We start from the raw sequence: 18,402 nt of genomic DNA, 5'->3' as shown, positions 1-18,402 counted from the left end.
ATGAGGTGATAGGAAAAGTCGAATATGCCCTGCCTAACGGAGCCATGTCCGATTTGCGCCACCTGCTTGCATAATCGCAACGTTTGCAAAATCAGGCAGTCAGACCGCTGCAAAGTGCCGTAGACGAAGTAAAGGTCACCCTGAACGGGATTGCGGATGCTTTGGAAAAAGAGGCAGGCGGTTTGCAGGCGGCAAGGGTGGGGAACAAAACGCCGGTTCGACTGAAGAGGCACGACCCGAATATCGTCCGCGGCTGGAATAATGCCAAAAAAGGACTGTACGGGGAATTGATCAGCGACGAATACATGGTAAATAAGGGGTTCAAAAACCTGCTTCCCGATAACCGCCGGGTGCGCAGTTTGGAAGACGTGCCCAAAGGTCGCGGGATAGATGGTATATACGGTAATCCTAATCCGCCGCCGCCGTACATTGTTACGGAGACGAAGTTCAGGACGGCAGTCGGGGAGTACGTGGACAGCGACGGGACGCTGACGAGGGCGAAGAATGTCGAGGGGCTGTTGGGGAATACCAAGGACGGGAAGCAGATGAGTAATAGGTGGATTAAAAATAGATTGGAAAAAGAAATTGGTGATGCACAAGCAAGGAAAGTTGAACAAAGCTATGAAAGTTGGCTGATGATAGTCGGACCGGACGGTAAAGTCGAAACCATCTACAAATTGGATCAAAATGCCAAAGTCGTTGGTACGGTTAAAATTTAAAAAGGAAAGATAATGTGTGAATTTGAAAAGAACAAACGGGCTATTTATTTGATAGAAAATAATTTTCTTCGTAAGAAAAAATTTTTGGAGGAATATAAAGATATAGAATTTTGGTCTATGGAAATTCCTGAGTGGATTGCTGGGCAAGGAGAAAAACAGGTGCGAAACTGGTATTCAAGCCGTAGCGATACACAACTGTCAGACTATATGAAATACGTCCAGCTCCTCTATTCCGCAGGCATTCCCATGCCCGAAGTCGTTTCCGCCACCCATGACATGCTCGAACGCTTCCACAAGCATTTCGACATTGATTTCCCCGAAGACAAGCTGCAACTGTGGGAAGCCGATTCCTACGCCTACATCCTTTGGCTGCTGGGGCTGGCCGTATTGTCCAACCATAAAGAAAGCCTCAACCGCATCCCCGGCTGGCTTTCACCCGATTTGGACGAAAACGGAGAGCGCATTCTTGGCGGTGCCCCACTAGTGGATGCACCGATGAAGGCATTGCTGGATTTGGTCGGATATCGGGGCAGGGTTCAGGTCAATCCCGAACCGTTTTTTCCAAAAAGCGTCTATATGCTGATACCCGACATCATCCATCCGCCCAAGAATCCCGACAACCCGTTTGAACCTTCGGGCATTCCTCGCGGCAGGCTGCTGCGGGACTATCTGAAAGGCTGGTACAAAACTAATAAGGATACTTATTGGTATGACTACCATAAAGTCAGGGATGGAGAATTGTTCTTCGGCTACTGGGCATTTGAAACCGCCATCTTTACCCTGCTGCTTCATGCAGATATGGAAGGTCAACCCTTAAAGGCAATGAGTTTTTATCCGAAGGACTATATCGAATATGCCCGCAAACACGGGTTTGCGGTATTGGACGGCATATAGGATGGCAATGGGAAAGGCCGTCTGAAAACTGAATTTCAAAGGAAAAATAATGTGCGAATTTGAAAAGAAAAAACGGGCTATTTATTTACAAGAAAAATTTTATATTGAAAATAAGAATTTTGCTGAAACAAAAATACAAGAAGATGTTTTGTCCATACAACCTCCTCAATGGATTTTGGATGATCCTTTTCAAGGTGCTCGGCGTTATCATAGAAAATTAAGTTGGACTCAAATAACTGAAGCAATGGAATATACCCAACTCCTCTATTCCGCAGGCTGCCCCATGCCCGAAGTCGTTTCCGCCACCCATGACATGCTCGGACGCTTCCACAAGCATTTCGACATTGATTTCCCCGAAGACAAGCTGCAACTGTGGGAAGCCGATTCCTACGCCTACACCCTCTGGCTGCTGGGGCTGGCCGTATTGTCCAACCATAAAGAAAGCCTCAGCCGCATCCCCGGCTGGCTTTCACCCGATTTGGATGAAAACGGAGAGCGCATTCTTGGCGGTGCCCCACTGGTGGATGCACCGATGAAGGCATTGCTGGATTTGGTCGGATATCGGGGCAGGGTTCAGGTCAATCCCAAACCGTTTTTTCCGAAAAGCGTCTATATGCTGATACCCGACATCATCCATCCGCCCAAAAAACCCGACAACCCGTTTGAACCTTCGGGCATTCCTCGCGGCAGGCTGCTGCGGGACTATCTGAAAGGCTGGTACAAAACTAATAAGGATACTTATTGGTATGACTACCATAAAGTCAGGGATGGAGAATTGTTCTTCGGCTACTGGGCATTTGAAACCGCCATCTTTACCCTGCTGCTTCATGCAGATATGGAAGGTCAACCCTTAAAGGCAATGGGTTTTTATCCGAAGGACTATATCGAATATGCCTGCAAACACGGGTTTGCGGTATTGGACGGCATATAGGATGGCAATGGGAAAGGCCGTCTGAAAAACCTCCATTCAGACGACCTTTCTACCGTTTATCCCATTTGCTTTACCGTTGATGACGTTCAAGTTACCATACGAACCTCATTGTCATCTTTAAAATCAACGCCATGACTGCCCGCCAATCCTACCATCTCACCTTCGCCCGTTTCTCCCCCTCCCTCTCCGTCAAATCCTTTACCGCCTCCGAAGCCGCCAACACCGCCTACCGCGTCGAAATCACCGCCACTTCCACCGATTCCTCCCTGCCGCTGTCTTCCTACCTCAACCAGCGCGCAGCGTTTGAAATCCGTCCGCAGGAGGCCGTATTGTCCGAAGTCGCCGCCGCTTTTTCAGCCGGTTCGGACGACGCTCCGGCGAAACAATGGCAGGGCATTGTGACTTCATGCGAGAAGCTGTCCGTATCCAAGGATGAAACCGTTTACCGCTTTGTTTTAGAGCCGCGTTTCGCGGCTTTAAAACATTTCCAAACCTCCCGACTGTTCCAACACCAAACCGTCCCCGACATCATTACCGCCGTCTTCAAGCACCACGGCTTCTCCGGTGTCGACTACCGTTTCCAAAAAAGCCGCAGCTACACCGTCCGCGAGTATGTGACCCAGTATCTCGAAAGCGACTTCGCTTTTATCAACCGTCTGTGTGAGGAAGAAGGCATCTGGTATGCCTTCGAACAGAATGAACAACATGGCGATGTGGTCGTCTTCGGCGACAGTCCCGAACACTACTTGCGCAGCCAAGGCCTACCCGTTTCCTACCGCCCCCATGCCGGATTGGAGAGTGTCGGTACCGAAGCATTATTCAACCTCAGCATCCGCCACAACCCCATCGTCGAAGGCATACGCAGTGCCGACTACAACTACCGCAGCGCCGATACCGACCTCTTCGCCGAAACCGACAACAAACAATCCGAAGAATCTGCCGACAACACCGTCTTATTGGGCAAACAGCAAAACTGGGGCCTTCATCCCAAAACCCCCAACGAAGCCCAAGTTCAGACGACCCTGTTGAACGAAGCCGTCCTCTGCCGTCAAACCGTCGCAGCTGGCAGCGGCAACGTCGTCTCCATGACACCGATGAAGGTGTTCCAAACCGATACCGCCTTCCCCGAAGCACCTGACGGCTGGCTGGTACTCGGTATGGAACACAGCGGCAGCCGCGATACCGCCTACAGCCACACCTTTACCGCCATCCCCGCCCAACTCGCCTACCGTCCCGAACGCACCACCCCGCGTCCGCATATCGACGGTACCTTGCCGGCACGGGTGACTGCGGCGGAGAACTGTACCTATGCCTATATCGACGATATGGGACGTTACCGCGTCAAACTCCCGTTTGATTTGGACGAATGGAGTCCCGGCGGAGAAAGCCGTCCCGTCCGACTGGCCAAACCCTATGCCGGTCCCGAATACGGTCTCCACTTCCCCTTACACGAAGGCACCGAAGTCATGCTGTCCTTCGTCCAAGGCAACCCCGACCGTCCGTATATCTCCGGCGTCATGCACGACAGCGCCCATCCCGACCACATTCCTGCCGATTGGAACACAAGGAACGTCATCCGTACCTGGGCGAACAACAAACTCAGGATGGAAGACCAAAAAGGTCAGGAACACATCAAACTCGCCACCGACTACCAAAAATCCCAACTCAACCTCGGCCACATCGTCGACTCAAACCGCAACAAACGCGGAGAAAACGGCGAAGGCTTCGAACTCAGAACCGACGGCTGGGGCGCCGTACGGGCGGGTAAAGGCATACTCGTCAGCGCACAAAACCAAGATGCCGGCGGCAAAGTGCTGGATATGGACGATACCATCTCCCAACTCGAACAGGCACTCTCCCTGGCCAAAAGCCTGAACAAAGCCGCCCAAACCGCCAACAACCACCACACCGACGAAGCAACCCAAAGTGGCCGTCTGAAAGACGCCCTCAAAGACCTGAAAGAAGCCGGTTTGATCCAAACCGCCCCGGCCGGCATCGCCACCGCGACCCAACAAAGCCAACTGCACACCGCCAATGAAAATATCCACCTGGTAAGCGGGGCAAACACCGACATCAGCGCCGGCCAAAGCCTGACCGCCCATGCGACAGAGAGCCTCAACCTGTTTGCGCAAAGCCAAGGAATCAAAGTACAGGCCAATCAGGGCGCAGTCACCGTACAGGCACAGAATGACGAATTGCAGCTGAATGCTTTGAAGGATGCAACGTTAACCAGCAGCGCAGGAAAAATCACCATTGCTGCGAAGGAAGAGATTCTGATTACCTGCAAGGGGGCGTATATCAAGCTGAGCAACGGGGAAGTGGAGATCGGGAGTCCGAAGGTGGTGCGGGTGAGGGCGCCGTTGGTGGTGAATGGGCCAAACAGCATATTAAATAAAGTATTTCTTCCTGCCTCTCCTCTTCATAGATATGGTCGGCAATTTGTATTACAAGATGAATTGACGGGGGAGGTTTTAGCAAATGTATTATATAAAATTTATCAGGATGATAGACTTGTAATAAAAGGAAGGACAGATAAAAATGGACTGACTCATTATGTAACCACCACAAATCCTGAAAATATCCGCATTGAAATTAATACAAAGGAGTAAATTATGGCTAACGTTGGACGGCAAAATGCAAAAACTGAGTTATTAAATACGACTAATACAGGAAGCCCGGTCGTCGTGCCATTGCCTCCTGAATCTAGAGAGCTGACTGCAGGGGAAATTTCTTTGGCAAAATTGATGTTTAAGGACTCGATACCATATAAAAAAGTAAGGATAGTGAGAGGGGAGTTATTGGGAATGCCCGACCATTCTGAGAATGCAATGACGCCGTTTGGAGAAATACACTTGCCAAGTAAGAAATATGATGAAATCAAAGATTTTTATAATGGTTCCATAGAACAAAAACGATGGTTCATTCACGAAATGGCTCATGTCTGGCAGTATTTCGCCATGGATATCTGCGTTGCGTGCAGGGGAGTTGATATTGCAATGAAGGGCGGTTATTCACAAAAACATCCGTCTGGAAGATTAATGGCATATGCTTACGATTTATTAGGAGTGGATGCAAAGAAGGAGTTTAAGGATTTCAATATAGAGCAGCAGGCTGATATTATTTGTCATTATTATTTGGCTGTATATCATAGAAATTACTCAGTAAACCAAACTCAATTTCCTACTTTATTAGCTCAGCAAACAAGGAGGGAGTATATTTTAAGGGGCTTTTTGAAAAATCCAACGGATAAAAATTTAAAATCTATTGAGTGGAACTGGGGAATAAATGACCAAAACAAAAGTATTTTAGGAAGGGCAGTAAATCATAGATTCTATCGAAGAGGGACAAAATTTTATTCATTTTAATCTTCTTTAAATAAGGATAAGGATATGAATAGGAGTATATTTTATTGTGCTATTCTATTATTAAGTCTTGAAGTATATGGATTTTCATCATCACCATATCCTGATGGAAATGTGAATGTTTTTATTAAGGATAATAAACCATGTATATATATAGATAAGTTAAATTTAACAGGAGGATATACTTTAATTGTTAGTTCTACAAAAAGTTTGACTGAAGATGAATTTTGGTTATATAAAAACTCATTTGAAAAAAATTATCCTACTAGAGATAATTGCATTATTGCTGATGACACTAATTTCAAAGGTCTAATTTTTAGAAATAATGCAATTTATAATTTTTCATTAGAACCAAGTGTAGTACCTGAATTTGCTGATTTCACTGGTATGGCAAGTAGTTATTGCCTGAAAGAGAAAAATGGAAAACTTGAATTATATTATTCAAACTTATCCATTGATGAATGTCGGGAACAAAAACAAAATATTTTTGTTGAACATACCGAAATTTCTAAAAAACAAGAAAATTGGTTTAATTTATTGATTAAATGGTTTAAGAATTTATGGAAATGATAAAAAATAGACTGATTTCTACATGCTATTACGCCATGGGGAGATATTAATTTTCCCCTCGTTCCTATTTCCCAAAATCGTATGCCAGATGGTCAATATCACCATTATTATATGGATGATTTTACCCTACGAAGTAAAGATGGAAAAATTCCGGCTAATCCATCACTTTTAGTGCATGAGGTAACCCATGCGTGGCAATATCAGTATGCAGGAATAATCTTTAGTGTAATAGCATTAGAATGTCAAGCATTAAAATTTGCATATAATCCGTATAATTATTCATTATCTGAAAAGATGAAACCTAGACAACAAGTTTTAAGATCATTAAAGATCAAAGGAAAACTACCAGATGCGTTGTTCATGGATGTTACGCCATACAATCCAGAAGCGTTAGCTTCTATAGTGGAGGATTATTATTATCGATTTTTAAGACAAGATAAGAATGGAAATAAGATGCCAGATATGGGAACAAGGTTTACCCATAACAAACAGGGAAATGCAAATAAGAATGTAAATGATTATATTATGGTATTGAGTGGGTATGTTATGGCATAAGGATTTATGAATGAGAGACGCTAAATTAGAGGTAGAAAAATTTATTTATATGCTAATCCCAAAAATTGTAATTGGTTTAATTACTATTACCATTATATTTTCTTTTTATATTTATTTTTCAGCTCTTTATGAAAAACGAACAGTAAAGTTAGATGCTATTTTAGATTCACAGAAGAATGTAGTTGTTTTTTCTCCTGAACTTGAGGAGGATGACTACATTTGGGAATTTATTCTAGGAATTTTTAAAAATGGGGAATATCTTCATGAATATGATGTTAATATTTATTGCCAATATCAAGAATGGGATAAATTTAAAGAAGAGTGCATAAAGAAATCTATAGAACAGCAACCTAAAAATAAAGAAAAGGTTATTCTTGCTGGACAAAATACAGTTATTATTCCTAGAGCACTATTAGATAAAGGAACATTTTCTGTAGCTGTTCGAACAGGAAAATATGAAAGAGAGTCTTCAGTATTATGGTTCTGCTTCACGAATGGGGAGTTAGTTGTAGAAAATAGCCTTACTGAAACAAACTCAAGGTTTACAGAACTTTGCAGATCTAACTTCGATAAATCTGAGTGATATTAAAATATGAAATTTATATAAATATGTTAGGCCAATAGTTATCTCAGATTGCTATGTAATCTTTTATTGGAAAAGTTTACTAAATGGAGTTTTTAAATACACTGTCTATAAAGAAAAACTCTATCTCAATGGTATCTTGGTACTGAAAATAATTAAATAGGAAGATAGTAAATACCTAGCGGTAGTAGGAGTCCGCGCATTATAATGCAGTTTGGTACCGAGAAGAAAGATGGAACAAAGCGCAGCGAAGCCGAAATCCTCGCTATCTGGGACACCGTATTGCCAACTTTAAAACCAATTAAGTAAATTAAATTTGATAAGGAAGGCCGTTTGAAAAATACCATGTTTTTCAGACGGTCTTCTTCTCGTTTATCCCTTTCCCTTTACCATCAGCACGATCATAGATACTATACCTTTATCATGATATTATGTTTTGCTGGAATAGCGAAGTTGCATACAAACACCGTAGCTGCAGGGTGAGTTTCTGCGCTTATATCACACCCTTTCTCGATTAAATTGACTATTATGCACAAATCCCTCAAATATACCCTAATAGTTTTAGGCTTTCTGGCAGCAATGTTTATTTGCTTTCTCCTTTGGTTGCAATGCAATCCTATCCATATAGGAGGCGCCAACGGTCAGGTTAAACCCGCGTATTGCAGCATAGGGGAAAAATGGCAAGAAAAACAACGGAAGAAAGAAACCATGAAGACCATTGAAGAAATCAAAAAGAACCTTGAGTTTACCTGCGTGCATGAAAAACGCCCACCTCTATCCGAGGAAACACAGCAACTCTACAACTACGCGCTGCACCGTGATTTGAACCATATGTGGCCTGGCCAGAGGGGAGACGGTTTTTGGGATGAACTATTGCCCTATTACCGCATTGCTGCCGCCAACGGCGACTATAAGGCAAACATACGGCTGCAGTTCCTGCTTAGCGATGGCTGGACGAAGGTTCCCGATATTGAGGCTGAAGCCGAAACCCAGAAATTGTATAAAATGCTGCACAAACAACTTCCAGCTACCGCCTACTATCTGCTTAAGGGCTACATCGAAGATGGCTACGGTGTCAGTGCACCACCCGACAGTGAGCTGGCATTTTTACGCAAGGCTGCGGATATGGGCAGCAGGGATGCACAATATGCACTGGCGGAAAAAATAGCTTGGCTTGATGATGAACCGACGCGGGAGTTTCGACTGAATTTGATGCGCAAGATACACCAATGTGCTTCTGAACAAGGACAGGGGGCTTCTTCTTTAGAACTGGGTAGCCATTTACAGAATAGGGATAGATTTGATGAAGCAGTAAAGGCCTATCATCAAGGAACAAAAAATGGTAACCATTTGTCTGCACTTATTCTTTCTCATGCATTTAAGGCAGGAAAAGACAAAGGTAGTAACGACTTTTTAGATGTTGAAGCTGATGAAGAACGTGCCCGCCGTTATGACATTATTAATACCTATCTTTCAGATTACGGATTCATGTCGCCGACCGTTCCTGATTTGGATGACATCGTCCCGCTACCGCCGGCACCTTTACCCGCATGGGACGGCAAAATCGCCTTTCAACGCTGGGTGGAGGGAGAAGAACCCCAAAAGCCCTCGGACGAACTGATGAAAAAGCTAGCAGATAAAGTAGGATTGGACATGAAAACGGGGCTACCTTTGCCTGAACAGTCCCAAACTGAAGGCACTAAGGCTTATCCTACCTATCCTTATCAATCGAGCTCGCGTGGACCGAAAACACTTTCTTTGTGGAGCAAGTTAAAAAAACTGATTTCTTAGGTTTAGTTGCTATTTGAAAGTTTTCCAGATCGCAGTTTTGAGGTAAGAAATTTATGAAGTTTTTACGCAACAAATTGAGAAAGAATAGGTTAGGGTGAAAACTCAACGTTTACCAAAGTCGTCTGAAATTTATACATTTCAGACGACCTTTTCAGTTAAAAATAGTAAACCGCTCCGAAACGCGGTAAAAAAAGCAAATATCAAAGTCGGCAAACCGCCACTGCATCCCCTATGCGAATTTTTACGCCTGGATCCTAAAGTCTCCCGATTGGATTGACTATTATGCATAAATCCCTCAAATATACCCTGATAGTTTTAGGCTGTCTGGCAGCAATGTTTATTTGGTTTCTCCTTTGGCTGAAATGCAATCCCATCCATATAGGCGGTGCAAATGGTCATGTTAAACCCGCGTATTGCAGCATAGGGGAAAAATGGCAAGAAAAACAACGGAAGAAAGAAACCATGAAGACCATTGAAGAAATCAAAAAGAACCTTGAGTTTACCTGCGTGCATGAAAAACGCCCGTCTTTGTCTGAAGAAACGCAGCAACTCTACAATTATGCTCTGCACCGTGATTTGAACCATATGTGGCCTGGACAGAGGGGGGACGGTTTTTGGGATGAACTATTGCCGTATTACCGCATTGCCGCCGCTAATGGCGATTATAAGGCAAACGTACGACTGCAGTTCCTGCTCAGCGATGGCTGGACGAGGGTTCCTGATATTGAGGCTGAAGCCGAAACCCAGAAATTGTATAAAATGCTGCACAAACAACTTCCAGCTACCGCCTACTATCTGCTCAAAGGCTATATTGAAGACGGCTACGGTGTCAGTGCGCCCCCCGACAGTGAGCTGGCATTTTTGCGCAAGGCTGCGGATATGGGTAACAGGGAGGCGCAATATACGTTAGGTCAGATGATCAGTAATTTAGATGATGAAGAAACACGTGAATTTCGATTAAAGCTAATGATGAAGTTATATCGGTGTGCTTCTGAACAAGGGCAAGGTAATGCTTCTTATTGGTTGGGTATGTTTCTTCCTGACTATCATAAATATGATGAAGCCGTTAGAGCCTATCATCAGGGGGTAAAAAACGGTAATTATTTATCTGCTTTTATTCTTTCTAATGCGTTTAAAGCAGGAAAAGAAAAAGGAAATAACGACTTTTTAGATGTGGAGACTGATGAAGAGCGTGCTCGCCGTTACGGTATTATTGACTCTTATCTATCAACTTACGACTTCATGTCACCTACCGTTCCCGACTTGGACGACATCGTTCCGCTACCGCCTGCACCTTTACCCGAATGGGACGGCAAAATCGCCTTTCAACGCTGGGTGGAGGGAGAAGAACCCCAAAAGCCCTCGGACGAACTGATGAAAAAGCTAGCAGATAAAGTAGGATTGGACATGAAAACGGGGCTACCTTTGCCTGAACAGTCCCAAACTGAAGGCACTAAGGCTTATCCTACCTATCCTTATCAATCGAGCTCGCGTGGACCGAAAACAGTTTCTTTGTGGAACAAGTTAAAAAAACTGATTTCTTAGGTTTAGTTGCTATTTGAAAGTTTTCCAGATCGCAGTTTTGAGGTAAGAAATTTATGAAGTTTTTACGCAACAAATTGAGAAAGAATAGGTTAGGGTGAAAACTCAACGTTTACCAAAGTCGTCTGAAATTTATACATTTCAGACGACCTTTTCAGTTAAAAATAGTAAACCGCTCCGAAACGCGGTAAAATACGCTCCGTTTCCAACACGACGCCTGAATCGGCAGGCTTTTATTATGGACCTTCCCAGTTCGTTTTTACTGAACTTCCCTTCCGGTTTATCCCGAAATACACGATAACCATCCCGCCGAAATGCCTTCCCGCATCCGGCGGGCGGAGCATTTATGAATATCGAACAAACCCCTCCGAACCTTGAAAACGACGGTATCGAAAGCAACATAGAGCGTGTTTCCTCCGATTTCAATCGTATCCACGCGCTGTGCAGAATCCTCTCGCCCGCCTTTCCGCAAATTGAAGAAGGCGGGCCGATCGAGGATGAGGCGTTTAGAGTAAGGTTTGATATTTGAAATTCAATGTATATTTGGCCATAAAAAAAACACACCTTGACCTTGGCAGTTGGAAGGATGTTCAACTTTTGAGGTGTAGTTCACTTCCATTCAGACGGCCTTTCCACCACCAATCCCCCCAGCTTGACCGCCCGCTCCCGTTCAAACTACCATACCGACCCCATCGTCATCTTGGAAATACCCGACCATGACTGCCCGCCAATCCTACCACCTCACCTTCGCCCGTTTCTCCCCCTCCCTCTCCGTCAAATCCTTTACCGCCTCCGAAGCCGCCAACACCGCCTACCGCGTCGAAATCACCGCCACCTCTACCGATTCCTCCCTGCCGCTGTCTTCCTACCTCAACCAGCGAGCAGCGTTTGAAATCCGTCCGCAGGAGGCCGTATTGTCCGAAGTCGCCGCCGCTTTTTCAGCCGGTTCGGACGACGCTCCGGCGAAACAATGGCAGGGCATTGTGACTTCATGCGAGAAGCTGTCCGTATCCAAGGATGAAACCGTTTACCGCTTTGTTTTAGAGCCGCGTTTCGCGGCTTTAAAACATTTCCAATCCTCCCGACTGTTTCAAAACCAAACCGTCCCCGACATCGTCGCTGCCGTCTTCAAACACCACGGCTTCTCCGGTGTCGACTACCGTTTCCAAAAAAGCCGCAGCTACACCGTCCGCGAGTATGTGACCCAGCATCTCGAAAGCGACTTCGACTTTGTCAACCGTCTGTGTGAGGAAGAAGGCATCTGGTATGCCTTCGAACAGCATGAACAACATGGTGACGTAGTCGTCTTCGGTGACAGTCCCGAACACTATTTGCGCAGTCAAGGCTTACCCGTTTCCTACCGCCCCCATGCCGGATTAGAGAGTGTCGGTACCGAAGCACTCTTCAACTTAAGCATCCGCCACAACCCCATCGTCGAAGGCATACGCAGTGCCGACTACAACTACCGCACTGCCGATACCGATCTCTTTGCCGAAACCGACAACAAACAGTCTGAAGAATCAGCCGACAATACCGTCTTACTGGGCAAACAGCAAAACTGGGGCCTTCATCCCAAAACCCCCGACGAAGCCCAGGTTCAGACGACCCTGTTGAACGAAGCCGTACTCTGTCGCCAAACCGTCGCCAACGGCAGCGGTAACGTCGTCTCCATGGCGCCGATGAAAGTGTTCCAAACCGATACCGCCTTCCCCGAAGCACCCGACGGCTGGCTGGTACTCGGCATGGAACACAGCGGCAGCCGCGATACCGCCTACAGCCACACCTTTACCGCCATACCCGCCCAACTCACCTTCCGTCCCGAACGTACCACACCGCGCCCCCATATCGCCGGCACACTGCCCGCACGGGTGACCGCGGCAGAGAACTGCACCTACGCCTACATCGACGACATGGGGCGCTACCGCGTCAAACTGCCGTTTGATTTGGACGAATGGAGTCCGGGCGGAGAAAGCCGTCCCGTCCGACTCGCCAAACCCTATGCCGGTCCCGAGTACGGCATCCACTTCCCCCTGCACGAAGGTACAGAAGTCATGCTGTCCTTCGTCCAAGGCAATCCCGACCGCCCGTATATCTCCGGCGTCATGCACGACAGCGTCCATCCCGACCACATCCCTGCCGACTGGAACACAAGGAACGTCATCCGTACCTGGGCGAACAACAAACTCAGGATGGAAGACCAAAAAGGTCAGGAACACATCAAACTCGCCACCGACTATCAGAAATCCCAACTCAACCTCGGCCACATCGTCGACTCAAGTCGGGAAAAACGCGGAGAAAACGGCGAAGGCTTCGAACTCAGAACCGACGGCTGGGGTGCCGTACGGGCGGGCAATGGTATATTAATTAGTGCAGACGGTAAGAGTCCATCTGATAAAGTATTAAATATGCATGAGGCTATAAGTGTTCTAGAGGAAATGTTAGGATTAGCTCAAAGCTTGGATGAAGCTGCGCAAAGTGCACAAAATGAATTGGCAGAAATTAAGATACAAAGGGAGCAACTGGAAAATAGCCTTAAAGAATTAAAACAAGCAGGGATTATCCAATCCGCTCCAAATGGTATTGCTAGTGCAACTTCGAAAAGCCAAATTCATACAGCAAAAGAGTTTATTAATTTGGTTAGTGGACAAGATACAGGCATAACTTCAGGAAAAAATTTTACTGTTCATGCTGCAGATAGTCTTAATCTGTTTGCCCAAAATAGTGGAATGAAAATACAAGCGAATAAAGGTAAAGTGGCTATTCAGGCGCAAAATGGTGAATTGCAGATTAATGCTCGAAAAAATTCAGCCTTAACCAGTACAGAAGGTGAAATTACGATTGCCTCAGATAAAGGAATTTTATTAGTTAGTCAGGGAGCTTACATTCGAATTAAAAATGGAGAGGTTGAAATTGGTGGTCCAAAAATGTTGCGTTTTAGAGCTCCATTTCATGTGACAGCCAATCATTCCGAGGACTATCCTCTGGCTATCCCTAATCCAGGCAATGACGAAATGTTTGTATTAAAAGATGAACGTACGGGTATGCCTATCCCTAATTTTGCTTATAAAATTACTATGGCAAACGGTAAAATTTATCGAGGCGTAACCAATGAAAAAGGGGAGGCATTCAGGGTATATTCAGGAAGTAAACTGGAGGGGATGGTTTTTGAATCTGACGATGACGAATCTAGAGAAATTTAAATGATATAGGAATATTGGATATGGGATATTTGGTATTAATGTTTCAGGTGTTGTGGGAGGAGGTAGGCAGATACATTTTTTTTCTGGTTGTTAATGCCTACTGTATCATTAGAATGTATCAAAACCGTCATTGGAAATATTGTGCAGTTGTTTTCATTCTGCTCAATGGCTGGGTAATTTACGGATACTGGGTTGATATCATTAATTCGTATCTTTATTGGAATCAATAAGATAGTAAAAAGGCCGTCTGAATGAAACACAGGAAAACAAATTTACTGTTAGGCATGGTAGCAGCGGGCTATCTGAGTATTGTATTGGCAAACATAGGATTAAACAGAATGATTGAAGGCAACGGCAATTCCGAACAGGGAAAAGGCATGGTTTGGGGAATTACGATGGCAGATGCAATATTGGTTAACGCCACACCGGAAAATTCTTCATATTTAACATTGGATGCAGAAGCAATAGATGTATCAAATAAGTACAGTTCTGATTTTTATTTGCAGAACGGAACAGTATTGCGAAATTTCTTTGGTACGGGTTCTATATGGGGCAGAGGAGGGTATTTGGGAAGAACGGCAGAGTTTGATTTACTTCCCGAAAGGCTGACTTTTACCTATTCCTCTCAGTTTGAAAATAAATTTTATCAGTTGGATGAAGCTCTCCCGACAGACAAGATACGTCCTATGATGGCAAAAAGTTACAGGGTATTCAATAATGCAGTAGAGGACACAGAAACTCCGCAATATGAATCTCCCAATGATTTTGAATTGGCTGTTGCTCCTGACGGCTGGGTGACGCTGAACCTTACCAATGTCTTTATCCGCAAGGAATTGATGTCCTGGCAGGCAAAAGAAATCATGCCTTCTGTGGAAGAGGCTGCCAAACATCATTTCAATGAAATGTGGTATTACAGAGTCGCACGTTTTCACAATCTTGAAGAACGGAAAGAATACTTAGACAGCGTCCGTAAAGAACACCCCAATTTCTACCACTCTTATATTGATGGACCCAAAAAGGTGAGTGCGGAGTGGTACAAACAGATGCAAACGAAATATCCATGGAACTTGGAAGTTGAAGTGGATGGGGGAGAATGGAACGGCGAATACTATATGGAATTCGCTAATACAGAGCGCTGGACAGCCATAGGTAAGGATAGAATCGAAGAAGAAAAGAATACAATGAAGGCAATTCCGACTTACATCAAGATATGGTTGATCGAAAAGGAAACGGGTAAGCGGTGGGGTATTAGATTGCATCCATTTAAGACTGAAGAACAAGAGCAGAATGATTATAAAATTATATACGACGATATTCGGCTGAACAGGCTGTATAGAATATTTCAACAGGCGTTTCCTGGAAGGACTCGAGTGCATAATATTAGTACACCATCAATGAATCAGTTTGCTACTTTGAAATTGAAATTCAATGATTATTTTGAGTTGATAGAAGCATATATTCAAAAAGATGGACAAAAAATTGCATTGCCAGATGCTAAGCTCCATCAACGTTACGAAATCAACAATAATGCGTATTATTAAGGAAAGTATCATGAGTAAGGAAAAAGTAACCAACGACGGAAAGGCCACCCAAAGTAGTAACAAGGTAAAAGGTGAAGGTAAAACCAACGGTGAAACAGGATCTCAACGTGAAGTTTATGTTGACAGCTTTACCATCAATGTATTTTTTGATGGTACAAAAAATAATCTATACAACATTGAGCATAGGAAGAAAAATCCTCAAATGTATAAGGGCAAAGAAACAGCCAGTAAATATGAAAGCTATTTCAATGATCATTCCAATGTGTCGTATCTGTATCAAGCAAGAGAACAAAAAGCTAATATAGGCTGGGCTTATATCGAAGGGATCGGTACCGGTGCAGAGCAAATTAATCATTTGGATAGGGAGAACAAAGATCGTGCACGTAAAGGTTTTCCGCTGAAGGACAGAGAATATTATACAGATTCGCAACAGGGATTTGCTTTCGGTAGTGGTTATACCGGTATAGGAACCCGTGTTTTTCAATCATTTGAGAAGATTCAGACTATGGTCAAGCAAAGTTTAGGTGATCGGATCCCGACGATCCTTATACTGAACATATTCGGTTTCAGCAGAGGGGCGGCAGCTGCCAGGCATTTTTTACATAGAGTAAAAACGGAACCTCAACTGTTTAAAGGGTGGAATCTTAAAAGAGAAAGAATTATCGTCAATTTTGTTGGCTTATTTGATACTGTATCGTCATTTTCGCCGGAATATACTATACCAGAACCGACAAGTGCATTTGATAATGATGTAAAGGAATTACATCTCAATTTCGAACGCGGTTATGCAAGTAAAGTTTTTCATTTGACAGCTGCAGATGAATACCGACAATATTTCTCTCTAACAAATATAGACAGTGCCATTAATAATGGTTTTGGAATGGAGGTTGCCATTAGTGGCGCACATGCAGATGTTGGTGGAAGCTATCAATCCGAAGCGCAAAAAAAACCGTTTCCGGTTAAGAAAAATGTTCCAGGTATGAAAAAATGGTTTCAAGAGCAAGGGTTCTTTAAAGAAAATGATATTAATTGGTTAAAAAGTAGAACCTCTCAAAATGCGATGGTGGGGGCAATCGAAACTCCAGAGATGATGACAGCAATACGGAAAAATGTAATACCCAACGATTATGCCCGCGTTGCATTCAGGATTATGCGCTTGATTGTGGAAACGCACTGCAGTGACAAGGTTATTGCATTTAACAGGGGTAGGATAAAAGAGAGAGAGACTTCCCAATTTCCGGAAATCATCGAGCTACTTAACAAATTGCCTTACGATATACAAAAGGTATCCAAAAATACCTGGGGAAAAAGCTACAATTTTGAACTGAGTCAGTATTACTCACCGGAACAGGTACGGAAAATCCGTTACAAGTATATTCATTGGTCTGCAAAAGATGAACTTGGATATGAACTGAGAACAAAAAATGGATTGCCATTTAGAAAAATACACGAAGGTTGATGCCTCGTGTAGTGCTGAGCTATCCAAAATCATCTTCAGACAGTATTGATAGATAGAGAAAGGATATAGTATGAAATGGAATATTCCCGATATTCCTGAAGCAGAAGAGGTTTTCAGACCTATATATAAATGGTATTGTTTGGTAGCTTTAACAATGTTATATATTCTAGTAGCCATATTGTTATGGTTTACAGAAGATTCTACATTGATACAGAAAGCCTTATATTTGTGCCTACCTTTGCTAATTGTTGGTATTTTCTTTCTTTCTATAAGAATACATAAACAATATCAAAAAGAAGCATGGGCAGAAGAAAAAAAGCATATTGAATCTAGATGGAAACAATGGGCAAATAAAAAAATTGCGTTATTGAGGAATGGAATTTATTTACCACAAGAAATTTTAATAGATGGAATACTGAATGATACTGGGGGAACATTTCATAATGAGGTGTTTTACTTACCTGAAGATACTTTTAAGCGGGCAATATGGGAATGTTTAGAGTCATTGGATGAACTGTTGCAGGGAACTTTGCTAACCAATATTCGGTTTTATATTGATAGTGATAATTATCAATATAAGAAAGATTGTTTCGATTATTTAAAAAAAACAGCTAACTTATTTCAAAACATCATCAAAAATGATCTTTTGTGGGTTCAAGAAAATAATGGCAATATTATTGATAGCTGGATGGAAGATATGGCAGATGGCTTGCATGTGCTTATTTCACCTGCCATTAATAATTCTTCGAATGCAGAAAGTCATTTTACTGAGAATATTATATGGTTTATCTTTTCAAATGAAAAATCGGTTGAGGACAAAAAAATCCATATCAAAAATTATATTAGTAGAGGGCTTAACATTGATTCTACCAATAAAGCAGAAGTATCTTCAAATCTAGAAAAATTTCTTCGTTATAGCGATGTTGAAAATCGTGCTATACAATATTGGATTGATAGCTATAGTTTTTTGACTTTAGAAAAATACGAACTATTACCTTATTTGTTTTCGTTGAAAACAAAAAATATAAAAAAATCGGTAGAGAAGTATTTGGGGAGTTCGCCCCTAAATATGAATTGGCTTTTAATTGCCTTGACGACTAAAAACTTACATTCCAAAAATGATATAGTTATTATTATCTATTCAAGTGACTCTGAATATGAAATGAACTTAAATATAATTTCTACATAAATTTATTAGTCAACATATCAACTTTACTTTGATTATGCTGGATGGTTATATTTTGTGTTTAGTTCA

13 protein-coding genes and 3 pseudogenes are annotated in these 18,402 nt (G+C 43.3%); all 16 read left to right on the top strand.

The window, feature by feature from the left end:
- Window positions 1-83 precede the first annotated feature (83 nt).
- Window positions 84-719: a hypothetical protein gene (locus NM96_05080; protein AVR78791.1), complete on the top strand. Its 636-nt coding sequence runs from the start codon at window positions 84-86 to the stop codon at window positions 717-719.
- Window positions 720-731: 12 nt separating this feature from the next.
- Window positions 732-1,613: a DUF1911 domain-containing protein gene (locus NM96_05075; GenBank protein ID AVR78790.1), complete on the top strand. Its 882-nt coding sequence runs from the start codon at window positions 732-734 to the stop codon at window positions 1,611-1,613.
- A gap of 49 nt (window positions 1,614-1,662) precedes the next feature.
- Window positions 1,663-2,544: a hypothetical protein gene (locus NM96_05070; protein AVR78789.1), complete on the top strand. Its 882-nt coding sequence runs from the start codon at window positions 1,663-1,665 to the stop codon at window positions 2,542-2,544.
- A gap of 131 nt (window positions 2,545-2,675) precedes the next feature.
- The gene (locus tag NM96_05065) at window positions 2,676-5,153 is read left to right on the top strand and encodes a type VI secretion system tip protein VgrG (protein AVR78788.1); all 2,478 of its coding nucleotides are present in this window, start codon (window positions 2,676-2,678) and stop codon (window positions 5,151-5,153) included.
- 3 nt (window positions 5,154-5,156) lie between these two features.
- Window positions 5,157-5,909 (top strand): zinc protease, encoded by a 753-nt coding sequence (locus NM96_05060; protein ID AVR78787.1) that lies wholly within the window; start codon window positions 5,157-5,159, stop codon window positions 5,907-5,909.
- A gap of 24 nt (window positions 5,910-5,933) precedes the next feature.
- On the top strand, window positions 5,934-6,476 hold the full coding sequence (locus NM96_05055) for a hypothetical protein (protein AVR78786.1): 543 nt from the start codon (window positions 5,934-5,936) through the stop codon (window positions 6,474-6,476).
- Window positions 6,477-6,587: 111 nt separating this feature from the next.
- Window positions 6,588-7,031: a hypothetical protein gene (locus NM96_05050; GenBank protein ID AVR78785.1), complete on the top strand. Its 444-nt coding sequence runs from the start codon at window positions 6,588-6,590 to the stop codon at window positions 7,029-7,031.
- Window positions 7,032-7,041: 10 nt separating this feature from the next.
- Window positions 7,042-7,614: a hypothetical protein gene (locus tag NM96_05045; GenBank protein ID AVR78784.1), complete on the top strand. Its 573-nt coding sequence runs from the start codon at window positions 7,042-7,044 to the stop codon at window positions 7,612-7,614.
- 528 nt (window positions 7,615-8,142) lie between these two features.
- Window positions 8,143-9,288, top strand: a pseudogene (locus tag NM96_05040) (hypothetical protein).
- A gap of 399 nt (window positions 9,289-9,687) precedes the next feature.
- Window positions 9,688-10,833, top strand: a pseudogene (locus NM96_05035) (hypothetical protein).
- Window positions 10,834-11,293: 460 nt separating this feature from the next.
- Window positions 11,294-11,467: pseudogene (locus tag NM96_05030) on the top strand (magnesium transporter).
- 196 nt (window positions 11,468-11,663) lie between these two features.
- Entirely contained in the window at window positions 11,664-14,147 is a 2,484-nt protein-coding gene (locus tag NM96_05025) for a type VI secretion system tip protein VgrG (GenBank protein AVR78783.1), read from the top strand.
- Window positions 14,148-14,167: 20 nt separating this feature from the next.
- The gene (locus NM96_05020; protein ID AVR78782.1) at window positions 14,168-14,377 is read left to right on the top strand and encodes a rod shape-determining protein MreD; all 210 of its coding nucleotides are present in this window, start codon (window positions 14,168-14,170) and stop codon (window positions 14,375-14,377) included.
- A gap of 21 nt (window positions 14,378-14,398) precedes the next feature.
- On the top strand, window positions 14,399-15,688 hold the full coding sequence (locus tag NM96_05015; protein ID AVR78781.1) for a DUF2931 domain-containing protein: 1,290 nt from the start codon (window positions 14,399-14,401) through the stop codon (window positions 15,686-15,688).
- The gene (locus NM96_05010; protein ID AVR78780.1) at window positions 15,615-17,147 is read left to right on the top strand and encodes a DUF2235 domain-containing protein; all 1,533 of its coding nucleotides are present in this window, start codon (window positions 15,615-15,617) and stop codon (window positions 17,145-17,147) included. The genes NM96_05015 and NM96_05010 overlap by 74 nt, the downstream gene beginning before the upstream one ends.
- A 70-nt stretch (window positions 17,148-17,217) precedes the next feature.
- Complete coding sequence (locus NM96_05005) at window positions 17,218-18,336, top strand: hypothetical protein (protein AVR78779.1); 1,119 nt, start codon at window positions 17,218-17,220, stop codon at window positions 18,334-18,336.
- Window positions 18,337-18,402: the final 66 nt, after the last annotated feature.

It is taken from the genome of Neisseria mucosa (assembly GCA_003028315.1).
Taxonomy (GTDB): domain Bacteria; phylum Pseudomonadota; class Gammaproteobacteria; order Burkholderiales; family Neisseriaceae; genus Neisseria; species Neisseria mucosa.
The sequence above is the reverse complement of the archived record's forward strand: the minus strand, read 5'-3'. Positions and strand labels throughout refer to the sequence as shown.

Bases quoted from the DNA above. Each gene is read 5' to 3' on its own strand.
- NM96_05075 (AVR78790.1), top strand. From the start codon at position 732: ATGTGTGAATTTGAAAAGAACAAACGGGCTATTTATTTGATAGAAAAT.
- NM96_05070 (AVR78789.1), top strand. From the start codon at position 1,663: ATGTGCGAATTTGAAAAGAAAAAACGGGCTATTTATTTACAAGAAAAA.
- NM96_05065 (AVR78788.1), top strand. From the start codon at position 2,676: ATGACTGCCCGCCAATCCTACCATCTCACCTTCGCCCGTTTCTCCCCC.
- NM96_05060 (AVR78787.1), top strand. From the start codon at position 5,157: ATGGCTAACGTTGGACGGCAAAATGCAAAAACTGAGTTATTAAATACG.
- NM96_05055 (AVR78786.1), top strand. From the start codon at position 5,934: ATGAATAGGAGTATATTTTATTGTGCTATTCTATTATTAAGTCTTGAA.
- NM96_05050 (AVR78785.1), top strand. From the start codon at position 6,588: ATGGATGATTTTACCCTACGAAGTAAAGATGGAAAAATTCCGGCTAAT.
- NM96_05045 (AVR78784.1), top strand. From the start codon at position 7,042: ATGAGAGACGCTAAATTAGAGGTAGAAAAATTTATTTATATGCTAATC.
- NM96_05025 (AVR78783.1), top strand. From the start codon at position 11,664: ATGACTGCCCGCCAATCCTACCACCTCACCTTCGCCCGTTTCTCCCCC.
- NM96_05020 (AVR78782.1), top strand. From the start codon at position 14,168: ATGGGATATTTGGTATTAATGTTTCAGGTGTTGTGGGAGGAGGTAGGC.
- NM96_05015 (AVR78781.1), top strand. From the start codon at position 14,399: ATGAAACACAGGAAAACAAATTTACTGTTAGGCATGGTAGCAGCGGGC.
- NM96_05010 (AVR78780.1), top strand. From the start codon at position 15,615: ATGGACAAAAAATTGCATTGCCAGATGCTAAGCTCCATCAACGTTACG.
- NM96_05005 (AVR78779.1), top strand. From the start codon at position 17,218: ATGAAATGGAATATTCCCGATATTCCTGAAGCAGAAGAGGTTTTCAGA.